General features: G+C 45.3%; 9 protein-coding genes. 7 read left to right on the top strand and 2 right to left on the bottom strand.

Going from position 1 to position 10,590, the window contains the following annotated elements; genetic code table 11:
• The first annotated feature begins 334 nt into the window (after positions 1-334).
• The 6 genes from B3V51_RS12000 to B3V51_RS11975 all read left to right on the top strand — a co-directional run bounded on the left by B3V51_RS12000 (position 335) and on the right by B3V51_RS11975 (position 7,786).
• Positions 335-2,422: an EAL domain-containing protein gene (locus B3V51_RS12000; RefSeq protein WP_212564256.1), complete on the top strand. Its 2,088-nt coding sequence runs from the start codon at positions 335-337 to the stop codon at positions 2,420-2,422.
• Between the two features lie 58 nt (positions 2,423-2,480).
• Positions 2,481-2,939 carry a c-type cytochrome gene (locus tag B3V51_RS11995; protein WP_286708489.1) on the top strand — a complete coding sequence of 153 codons (459 nt, stop codon included), beginning with the start codon at positions 2,481-2,483 and terminating at the stop codon, positions 2,937-2,939.
• Between the two features lie 48 nt (positions 2,940-2,987).
• The gene (locus B3V51_RS11990; protein WP_286708488.1) at positions 2,988-4,016 is read left to right on the top strand and encodes an AAA family ATPase; all 1,029 of its coding nucleotides are present in this window, start codon (positions 2,988-2,990) and stop codon (positions 4,014-4,016) included.
• A gap of 171 nt (positions 4,017-4,187) precedes the next feature.
• Positions 4,188-5,159, top strand: coding sequence for a DUF58 domain-containing protein (locus B3V51_RS11985; RefSeq protein ID WP_286708487.1), 972 nt, complete (start codon positions 4,188-4,190; stop codon positions 5,157-5,159).
• Positions 5,156-7,387: a DUF3488 and transglutaminase-like domain-containing protein gene (locus B3V51_RS11980; RefSeq protein WP_286708486.1), complete on the top strand. Its 2,232-nt coding sequence runs from the start codon at positions 5,156-5,158 to the stop codon at positions 7,385-7,387. Before B3V51_RS11985 ends, B3V51_RS11980 begins: the two co-directional genes overlap by 4 nt.
• Positions 7,388-7,498: 111 nt before the next feature.
• Positions 7,499-7,786 carry a DUF4031 domain-containing protein gene (locus B3V51_RS11975; RefSeq protein ID WP_071002186.1) on the top strand — a complete coding sequence of 96 codons (288 nt, stop codon included), beginning with the start codon at positions 7,499-7,501 and terminating at the stop codon, positions 7,784-7,786.
• Positions 7,787-7,877: 91 nt separating this feature from the next.
• On the opposite strand, the gene B3V51_RS11970 is transcribed toward B3V51_RS11975, so the two are convergent.
• Positions 7,878-8,075: a DUF302 domain-containing protein gene (locus tag B3V51_RS11970; RefSeq protein ID WP_227517188.1), complete on the bottom strand. Its 198-nt coding sequence runs from the start codon at positions 8,073-8,075 to the stop codon at positions 7,878-7,880.
• 110 nt (positions 8,076-8,185) lie between these two features.
• Positions 8,186-9,052, bottom strand: a complete 867-nt coding sequence (locus B3V51_RS11965; RefSeq protein ID WP_286708485.1) for a LysR family transcriptional regulator — start codon at positions 9,050-9,052, stop codon at positions 8,186-8,188.
• 306 nt (positions 9,053-9,358) lie between these two features.
• Between B3V51_RS11965 and B3V51_RS11960 the strand changes: the two genes are divergently transcribed.
• Positions 9,359-10,483 (top strand): S-(hydroxymethyl)glutathione dehydrogenase/class III alcohol dehydrogenase, encoded by a 1,125-nt coding sequence (locus B3V51_RS11960; protein WP_277077198.1) that lies wholly within the window; start codon positions 9,359-9,361, stop codon positions 10,481-10,483.
• Positions 10,484-10,590: the final 107 nt, after the last annotated feature.

Below are 10,590 nucleotides of genomic sequence, written 5' to 3'. Positions count from 1 at the left end.
AATTTTATTGAGGTTCTACTATATTGAAAGAAAGAGGGGTTGCACCGTATAAGAAAAAAGGCTGATGTTTTTTTTGATAATAATATTAAACAAACAAGGTCATAAGTTAACCTGCAGTCAATCAAATTATTGTCTATAATGAGCGATATTGTTACTCTAATTTATAAGATGCCTCGGGCGCTAGAATATATTACGCCATAAAACTCAGCTACTATCACAATAATCACTGAGCCTACTCTCTATAATGTTTTCTAAGCCAGATTAATTTTTGGAAACAGTATAAGGTGTCAAAAATAAGAGATAAAGATACAACCATAAGATTAAAAGGCCACCTATGCGCATTCAGTCCACCTTAAATCTATTAGTGATTAACGATGATCAGCTCTATGCTGAGCGTCTTGTACATCTACTGAGTGATTATTATGACAGCGTGAATTTAGGATTTTTGGATGATAAAGAAGAGCTACTAAAAGTACTGCGCCAGTCGTGGGATGTGCTGGTATTCGTTAGTGCTTATGATATGAGCTTTACGGATGTGGTTGGCATCATTCAAGAGCAGAGCATTGATTTGCCGATGATTTATTTGATGAAGGGTGAGGCAATATCGACCGCGTGTAATGATGAGGGGTTGCCTGCGGTGATGAGCGGAACCATGGTCAAAGCACTCAAGGCTGATCAAGAGATGGCTATCGTTATGGCTATCTGCTTACAGCATGACAGCTTGCGTAGTCGCCGTGAGCTCAAGAAACTACGCCATGTCCTATCAGAAGCAGAGCAACGTGCCAATGTGCTGATTAAAAACTCGAAAAGTGCAGTTGCCTATATCGATGAAGGTATCCATATCTTTGCCAATGATCCCTATCTTCAACTGTTTGGCTTTCGGTCAATGAATGATGTCATAGGGGTACCTGTGATTGATTTGATTTCAGGTGGCGATAGTGTCAAGGACTTCAAGCAATTTCTACGTCAGTTCGATAAAGGTAGCCGTGACGAAGTTGAGTTTAACTTTGAAAGCGTGCGCACGGATGGCAGTACTTTTGAGGCAAAATTACAGTTGGCATCTGCGACTTTAGATGGCGAACCCGTTACTCAGATTATCATACAACAAAATGCTAGCAACAGCGCAGAGGTTGCCAAACGCTTGGCTGAAGCAGAGCGTAAAGATAACCTGACAGGTGTGAATAATCGCCACGGCTTTGAGGAGCAAATGGCGATAGTGCACCAGCAAGCAACTCAAGGCGTGCTGACAGCAGCATTGCTCTATGTACAGCTCGATAACATTGGAAAAATAAGAAGTAGCCTCGGTCTGCAAGGAGTAGATACGACTGTCAAACAGGTTGCCTATGCACTAGATGAACTGGTATCGGATGGACATGTCAGCCGCTTTAGTGATACCGCATTTATGTTACTTGTCAAAAACAAAACTACCTCAGAGCTCGAAGAGCTGGCTGAGAACATCGGTTCGCGTATCAGTGAGATGCTCATTGAGGTAGATAAGCGTACGACGAGTACCACGGTAAGTATCGCAATCGTCAAAATCGAAAAAAATACCGCAGAGCCCGCTATAATAATAGAGCGTGCTATGGATGCTATTAGCCAAATCATGGTCGAAACCTCTAACCATGGTGGTACTTATCATCTATATGATCCGAGTGAGCATGCCAATAGTGATGATCAGGCGCTTGCTGAGTCTCTGATTAATGCTATTACAAACAGTCGATTTGAGCTGTCATTTCAACCAATATACGATATCAATCAAGATCGTAGTGACTTTTTTGAAGTGTATCTACGTCTGCCATTGGCCGATGCCGATAACACGGTATTGACTCCTGATCAGTTTATGGCTGTGGCCAGAAAACACAAGCTACTTGAAAAGATAGATCGCTGGGTACTCATTAATGCGTGCAAAAAAATCAATGATGTCCGTAAAGAGCATCCTGAGGCCAGACTATTGGTGCAGCTAACCAGTGCCTCATTAATTGACAAGAAACTGCCCAATGTGGCAAGCCAACTGATCAAGGCAGTAGGCGGCGCTGCTGGTGTCTTAACGTTGCAATTTAACGAAAAAGACATCTCAGATCATTTAACTGTGGCAAAATCCCAGTTTTCGGCCCTTAACGAAGTCAACTGTCAAATGGGCATTACTAATTTTGGTTCTTCTGCCAAATCTATCGAAATTGCCAATTTAGTGCAGCCGGATATCGTGCGTTTGGCGCGTAACTATGTACAAGATATCAATTCAGCAGATAACTTAGACACGGTTAAATCACTTATCATGCGCATCAATGAGGTAAATGTTGATGTGCTAATGCCGTATATTGAAGATGCAGCGACTATGTCAGTCGCATGGAGTGTGGGGGCGCGCTATCTGCAAGGATACTATTTAGAAAAGCCTAGCAAAACGCTAAAGATTGCCAGTTAACATATTGCGATGCTACAAAATCTTTATCGCTAATGCTCACCAACCAAAGATTGCCAAAATGTCTATTATTAGTAAATATCAAATAAGCAGTCTTTTTGCCGCTGTTTTATTGCTCACTGCTTGTGAGCATACCCCGCCTGATCATCGCGACCCTGTGACACTACCACTATATGTCAATGGGGATGCAGATAATGGCTCGTTAATTTATCAAGATGCTTGCAGTCAATGCCACCAGCTCAACGCTGGTCTCAATAAAAAGGGCCCGCAATTAATGAATATATACGGCGCACCAGCTGCTGAGCTAAAAGATTACACTTATAGCGAAGGGCTCACAGAGTCAGGATGGGTATGGGACGCCAAAACACTCGATCCCTATATCGCGGATGCACAAAAAGCCATGCCAGATTCAAAGATGCTATCAGACCCTATGCCAGATGCCAAAGAGCGCGCGGATGTTATAGCGTATTTATCAACCCTCCGCGCTGATGCGCCGATCGTCATAGATGATGCGAACTGACCTTACTGGTTGATCGTTATAACCCAAAAAATGAGCCGATAATTTACTATGACCCATGCCCCTAACGATAGAGCACCATCACCTACATATCAAAAAATAGCCAAAACGCTTAGTCAATCCGCTCCTAGTGGCACCGATTTGCAACGCAATCAGCAGAAAATTGCACAATTGATGGCGCAATTGAACCAAATTGTATTGGACAAACCGCAAGCAGTTAAATTGGCACTCAGTGGCATACTAGCAGGTGGGCATTTATTGCTACAAGATTTACCTGGTATGGGTAAGACAACTCTGGCTCAAGGTTTGGCTAAGCTGTTAGGCCTGAGTTTTAGCCGAGTGCAGTTCACCAATGACATGCTCCCTGCCGATATCTTAGGCATGAGTATCTATGACCAAAGTAAACTGCGTTTTGAATTTCGTCCCGGTCCTATTTTTACTCAACTGCTACTTGCTGACGAAATCAACCGCTCCAGCCCCAAGACGCAAAGCGCACTCCTTGAAGCAATGGAAGAGCGACAAGTGACGCAAGATGGACAAACTTATCCCTTGCCGCAGCCGTTCTTTGTTATTGCAACCCAAAACCCACTGCAACAAGCTGGCGTCTATCCGTTACCTGAATCACAGTTAGATAGGTTCTTGCTGTGTCTGTCATTGGGCTATCCATCACCTATGGCAGAGCGTGAGCTGCTAAAAGGTCAAGATCGCCGTGAGCTATTAAAGGATCTAGATACGGTGCTTGATACTGAAGCTGTCCTCTTAGCACAACAAGGCGTAAAACAAGTTTATGTGGCGGACGTGGTATTGGATTATCTACAAAGACTTGTTGCAAAGACTCGAGCAAGCCAAGAGTATCATGGGTTATCACCACGTGGCGTGCTATCGCTACAGCGTGCTGCACAGGCTTATGCTTATGTGTCGGGGCATATGGAGGTGACGCCTGAAGATATCCAAGCGGTCTTTGCTGCCGTGGCTGATCATCGTCTCGGGCAGCGTTTTGCACCTTCACAAGTGGTAGGTGGGCAAGCACCGCAGACCATCGCCCAACGCATTTTAGCAGACGTGCCTGTCATCGTTTAGCTGTCTATATTTTTAGTTATCTATATTGAAGTACGAGCAGGTTTGATAATACATGGCTATATCATTGAGTCCGTTAGGCTGAGGACTAGCGACTAGAGTCAATTACATGGTAAGAATAGGGTAGTCATGAGCTTTTTACCAAAAGCCTTAACCGCGTCAATCAGGTCAGCAATGAGCCGTTGGTTTGCCTCGCGCGCACCCAAAAATGATAGCGCGACGCTCAATCTACGCAACGTCTATATTTTTTTTAGTCGTGAGGGTATGCTATTTGCTGTGCTATTAGTGATTACCTTTATCGCGGGTATCAATTATGGCAATAACTTGGTACTTGGCTTGTGCTTTTATCTGGTCAGCGTTTGGTTGATTAGTTTTCATGTGACTTTTGCGCACATATCGGGTCTGCAAGTGCGTCTGCTAGAAGTGACTATGACAGAGGCCGGTACTCCTGCTTGGGTGACACTGCAACTCAAAAGTGAGAGCCGTCAACCACGGCGACAGTTATTATTTGAGTTTGAGCAAGCAGCTGACAAGAAGGATAAAAGTGGCACGAATCGGCAAAGCTCCATACTCGTGACGAGTCTACAAAGTGAGCAAACTATTCGCTTACCTGTTCAAACCTACAATCGCGGTCCTCTTGAGCTGCCACGACTAATAATTAAAACCGTTTATCCTTTGGGTATTATGCGTGCTTGGTCTTATGTCTATTTTGCGCGTAAGACTTGGGTGTATCCCAAACCTGAAGCATTTGACTGGCAGGTGCAGTATTCAGTTGCAAGCTCGGAGGATCTGCCAACTGGCGGACAATATCGACAAGGGCAAGACGACTTTGAGCGACTGGATAATTATGTCGAAGGGGAGTCGCTGGCCCGTGTCTCTTGGGGCCATGTGGCACGGGGTCAAGGCATGTTTACCAAGCACTTTGCAGACCCTGTCGGTCATGAGCAAACGCTTGATTATGCAGATATGCCAAGTGCTCATCATGAACAGAAGCTTGCGCAATTGGCTCATGGGGCGTTGACATTGGGTCAATTAGGCGTGCCCTTTCAAATGCGTTTACCCAATGATACGCCTACTAGCGCAGCGGTGGGTGATGGCGAGACTTTTGCGCAAGCGTGCTTGCTAAGGCTGGCGAAAGCACCATGAATGAACCCAAACAGTTTTCTGCAACCGATGCCACAAAAACGGCAAGATTTGAGCAGTTAGCACTCGGTCAAAATATACAAGCGAAAAGTGGCATAGCAGCTGATAATAAATGGTATCGGCGACTACTGGCTCTACCAGCTTACTACTGGGTGCTAATTGCTCAAATAGCAGTCGTGTTGCCACATGCTGCTCACTTGCCAATATGGTTAATCGGGTTTGCGGCGATTAGTATTATTGCCCAACTACCGCGTCTCAAGAGTCGGCTAAAAAAACTCTCGCATTTAAAACGTGTCTATCAAAGCATGCAGATGCTGGGTTTTTTATTCGGCCTAGTAGGTCTGTGGCTAACGTATAACACAGCCTTTGGGCTAGACATGGGCGTGGCATTTTTGGTGCTATGTCTCGCTAGTAAGCTTTGGGAGCTGTACAAGCGGCGCGATGCTTACGTGGTGTTGAATCTATCTTTATTTGTACTTGCTGCATTGTTTTTGATGGATCAAGGGTTGCTGACAACTTTAGAAGTGGTACTGGGCGCTGTTATTGTCCTGCTGGCGTTTATTGCCCTAAACGACGATAGTAATGCTCGTGGTGATGGACGCCTGCGTACTTTAGGGGTGTTAGGGATTGGGGCACTGCCATTGTTGGTGGTGCTGTTTCTATTTTTCCCAAGACTGCCGCCACTGTGGTCTGTACAACTATCAGGTCAGCAAGCGACCACAGGTGTGTCTGATAGTATGTCACCCGGTGATTTTGCCAATTTAGGCCAGTCAACTGAGCTGGCTTTTCGCGTAGAGTTTGGCGATGAGCGTCCACCGCAACAGCAACTATATTGGCGCGGACTCGTGTTTAGTGATTTTGACGGAGTTACCTGGCGACCAAGCAATCAGGTAAGCCAATGGTCGACTAGATCGCAAGCCCCTACATGGATTCAAAATGCCTTTGCTACCGTTCCTGAGCAAGTGCAAGCCGCACCTACTCGCTATCAAATTATCCTAGAACCTACTCAGCAGAACTGGTTATTCGGGCTCGATTATCCTTTTTCTCAGCAGCCAGATATCAACATTACTTCCAACTTTACATTATCAAAAGATCAGCCTGTTACGCAGCAGCTGCGTTATGATGTATTGCAGTTTGCGCCGATGCGTATTGACCCTGTGCTGACAGAGGCATCAAGACGCCTAAATCTGGCACTACCAGCAGAGGGTAATCCGCAAGCACGCGCGCTTGCTCAGCAGTTATTTGTACAATCAGGCTCAGATCCCGTGCGCTACATGGCTGCTATCGAGCGCTGGATCAATCAAACAGAGTTTCGCTATACGTTGTCACCGCCACGACTCAATACTGATCGTATCGATGAGTTTTTGTTTCAGACCAAAGCAGGATTTTGTGAGCATTACTCTTCAAGCTTTACTTTTATGATGCGCGCAGCTGGTATTCCAGCGCGGGTAGTAGCAGGCTATCAAGGTGGTGAGCTGAGTCAAGGTGGTGATGTTTGGGAAGTGCGTCAAAAAGATGCGCATGCATGGACTGAAGTTTGGCTCGAAGGCCAAGGCTGGGTACGCGTCGATCCCACGTCGTTTGTGGCGCCTGAGCGGGTTGAGCAGGGTATGAATGCGATGACCCAGCAGCAAGGCGCAGCCATGTTTGGCAGTGGTGCCAGCGCGCAAATCAGCTATCAGCAGTATCAAATGCTACAAACACTACGTCGCTTGTCTGACCAAGCCAGCTATTACTGGCAAAAAGATGTGGTCGGTTATGACCAAGACAAACAAGCAGATTCGCTCCTAAAATGGTTCAACATCAGCTCCATTATGCAGCAAGTGATTTGGTTGGCGGCCAGTGCTATTATCGTTATGACTACCTTAGTATTCATCATTTGGCGCCGCCGGCGCAAACGCTGGCACCCAGCAGATTTGCCGCTTGCCCAGCTCTCGAAACATGTCGGCAAGCGCGATAAATTATTGGCTCGAGAGGATCATGAAGGACAGTTAGCTTGGCTAGAACGCTTAGCATCTGCTATCGATAGTCGCCTAAATGACGATACTCGCCGTCATGCAAGTCATTTAACAGACAGTGAAAACCCGATAGCGATTCAGACAAAACTGATTGAAATTAAGCAAAACTACCGTCAGTTACGTTATGGGCGCCTGAGTAACTTGGATACTAACCATAGTGAATATCAAAAACTACTTAAGCAGCTGAAAAAGAATGTGCGCGAATTATTGTAACGTTTTAATGGATGGCGTTGATAATTTGAGTGAGATTAAAGATGCTGACGCATGGATATGTAGCAAATATCAGTAAAGGTTGTTTTGAGAAGATAAGTAAGAGAGTGTCTCATGGCGGTATATGTAGATTTTGTGCAGATAAAATTCAAAGGCTATAAATGGTGTCATATGCTTGCGGATAGTTTGCAAGAGCTGCATGATTTTGCAGCATTGATTGAGGTAGATCCACGTTTATTCCACCGCACCGCAAGCTACCCGCATTATGATATTACCGTGCAAATGCGCGAAACAGCCCTTGAGAATGGGGCGCTGCCTGCCGACAGGAAAAAAATTATTGAATGTGCCAAGAAGTTAAAAGTAGAGTTGCAGTCTGAAATGTCGTTATCTGATAGTGACTGATGCAGCTTATAAGTTACACAAAGAAAAAGGTGGGTAGAGATTTTGCTCACCCACCTTTTTTTTGCTTAGATGATACTTTTCTCGTTTGGTATTATTTGGCAACTGCCGCCGTGCTGATTGCGTTGAGCGCTTTTGAGACATTATCAATAACGGTATCGCAACCTTTGATATTATGGCGTGTTTTTAGATATTCAGGATTGTTGTATGAGAGCCATACCTTTTTATTGGCATCTTCGCTAATGAGGATTTTTTGTGGTAAATCAATGGCGACGGTTTGCTCGCAATTCATCAGAGACGATCTTAATTATGGCGATATCCTTGAGCGATTCATTAGTGAGTCATGGCGAATATCCATTGTGCGTCATCAGGCAGGGGATGGCAATATATTCCAATCGATCGTTACACCAAGCGCTCTGCCAAATAGTCGACCAGTAGTCTGATTTTTGGCGATAGTTGACGGTTGTGTGGGTAGATGGCCCAAATGCTTTCTTTGGGTTCTCTATAGTTGTCGAGTACGCTCACCAACGCACCCGATGCCAGATGTTTTTGTACGTAGTAATCGGGCAGTTGTACGATACCCAGCCCTTTTAGCGCCGCATCAACCAGACTATAGCCGCTGTTGTACTGTATGGAACCAGAGACGCGCAGGTTTTTTTCTATGCCTTTTTCGACAAAATGCCAATAGTCGCGTGTACCTAGTAAGCAGTTGTGCTGGCTGAGATCGTCAAGCGTGCGCGGTACCCCGTATTGATTGAGATAAGCTGGTGTCGCACAGACAAAATTGGTGCGCAGGCTAAGCTTTTTTGCCATCATCGTAGAGTCGCGCAACTTACCAATACGAATGGCCAAATCGTAGCCACCCTCGATTAAATCAATTTTTTGGTTACTCAAAAAAGCGGTCACCTCAATGTCCCGATATTGCACCATAAAATCATTGATTAAGGGCAGCAATTGTTGCTCGCCATAAGTCACAGGCGCAGTCAGTTTGATTCTGCCTTGAGGTTTTGATTGCAAATTGCTCACCGCTTGCTCAGCCGCGTTCAAACCATCGAGCACACTGCGGCAATGCTGATAAAACACGCGGCCCTCTTCGGTGAGTGAGACTTTACGCGTGGTACGATATAGCAGCTTGATCTTCAGTCGCTTCTCTAACGCACTGATCTGACGGCTGACTTGCGCAGTCGAGATACCAAGCGCTTTTGCAGCGCGCGTAAAGCTCCCGTACTCTGCCACACAGACAAACTCACTAATCCCTTCCCAGCGCATGATTATTACCAATATGTAAAAGATATTTGCAAATATAGCATATTGTTATCTGCTCAGAAATAAATATAATGGTTAGTATCAATGTAAATAGATGCTGCTTTATGGTCATCAATGCTTGCCTACACTTGCCTACAGAGGGCAGGCAAGATAAGCTCAGTCTATCTTTATCCGTTTTAGTCACAGAAATCGTGACGATTAAAACAAGCAGATAGCCTTATTGAACAAAAAGAATGATTGGGCGTGAATGACGTTTTAAGTTTACGCTACGTTACAATCCATCGATAACAATCAAAAAGAGAGATTCCTATGTCAGATAAATTTATCAAATCAAAAGCCGCCGTCGCTTGGGGCCCAAAGCAGCCATTGTCTATCGAAGAAGTAGACGTCATGCTACCACGTAAAGGCGAAGTACTGGTAAAAATCGTGGCCAGTGGTGTCTGTCACACAGATGCGTTTACCTTATCTGGTGAAGACCCAGAAGGCGTATTCCCAGCGATTTTGGGTCATGAAGGTGGCGGTATCGTTGAGCAAGTCGGCGAAGGCGTAACCAGCGTTCAGGTCGGTGATCATGTCATTCCGTTATACACGGCAGAGTGCGGCGTTTGTAAAATGTGCCGCTCAGGCAAAACCAATCTTTGCTCAGCAGTACGCGAGACGCAAGGTAAAGGCTTGATGCCAGATGGCACGACGCGTTTTTACAAAGACGGCGAGCCTATCTATCATTATATGGGTTGCTCAACGTTTTCTGAGTACACGGTTTTACCAGAGATTTCTTTGGCTAAAGTCAATAAAGAGGCGCCATTAGAAGAAGTTTGTTTGCTTGGTTGCGGTGTCACCACAGGCATGGGTGCGGTCATGAATACAGCAAAAGTTGAAGAGGGCGCTACCGTTGCTATCTTTGGTCTAGGCGGCATTGGTCTATCCGCAGTCATCGGTGCGGCGATGGCAAAAGCCAGCCGTATCATTGTGATTGATATTAACGAGAGCAAGTTTGAGTTGGCTAAAAAACTAGGCGCAACCGATTGCATCAATCCAAAAGACTACGACAAACCGATTCAAGAAGTTATTGTTGAGCTAACCGATGGCGGTGTGGATTATTCGTTTGAATGTATCGGTAACGTTGATGTCATGCGTTCAGCGCTAGAGTGCTGCCATAAAGGTTGGGGCGAGTCAGTCATCATCGGTGTCGCTGGTGCTGGACAAGAAATCTCAACCCGTCCATTCCAGCTAGTGACGGGTCGCGTCTGGAAAGGTTCAGCATTTGGTGGTGTAAAAGGCCGTACGGAGCTACCAGGTTATGTCGAGCGCTATCTGGCAGGTGAGATTCCTTTACAAGACTTTATCACCCACACGATGCCAATAGAAGACGTGAACGAAGCGTTTGACTTAATGCACAAAGGCGAGAGCATTCGTACGGTTGTCAATTTCTAAGCGTCGTTACTGACAGTAATATCAAAATCACAGTTTTAACCTGATGACGCTACAATAAAAAAAGCTGCTTCAATTTTGAAGCAGCTTTATTTTATTTTTTTACAATG

The organism is Psychrobacter sp. UBA2514, assembly GCF_002341255.1.
GTDB lineage: Bacteria > Pseudomonadota > Gammaproteobacteria > Pseudomonadales > Moraxellaceae > Psychrobacter > Psychrobacter pacificensis.
This window is presented reverse-complemented; position numbering and strand designations above follow the sequence as displayed.

Bases quoted from the DNA above. Each gene is read 5' to 3' on its own strand.
- B3V51_RS11975 (WP_071002186.1), top strand. From the start codon at position 7,499: ATGGCGGTATATGTAGATTTTGTGCAGATAAAATTCAAAGGCTATAAA.
- B3V51_RS11970 (WP_227517188.1), bottom strand. From the start codon at position 8,075: ATGAATTGCGAGCAAACCGTCGCCATTGATTTACCACAAAAAATCCTC.
- B3V51_RS12000 (WP_212564256.1), top strand. From the start codon at position 335: ATGCGCATTCAGTCCACCTTAAATCTATTAGTGATTAACGATGATCAG.
- B3V51_RS11990 (WP_286708488.1), top strand. From the start codon at position 2,988: ATGACCCATGCCCCTAACGATAGAGCACCATCACCTACATATCAAAAA.
- B3V51_RS11960 (WP_277077198.1), top strand. From the start codon at position 9,359: ATGTCAGATAAATTTATCAAATCAAAAGCCGCCGTCGCTTGGGGCCCA.
- B3V51_RS11980 (WP_286708486.1), top strand. From the start codon at position 5,156: ATGAATGAACCCAAACAGTTTTCTGCAACCGATGCCACAAAAACGGCA.
- B3V51_RS11965 (WP_286708485.1), bottom strand. From the start codon at position 9,052: ATGCGCTGGGAAGGGATTAGTGAGTTTGTCTGTGTGGCAGAGTACGGG.
- B3V51_RS11995 (WP_286708489.1), top strand. From the start codon at position 2,481: ATGTCTATTATTAGTAAATATCAAATAAGCAGTCTTTTTGCCGCTGTT.
- B3V51_RS11985 (WP_286708487.1), top strand. From the start codon at position 4,188: ATGAGCCGTTGGTTTGCCTCGCGCGCACCCAAAAATGATAGCGCGACG.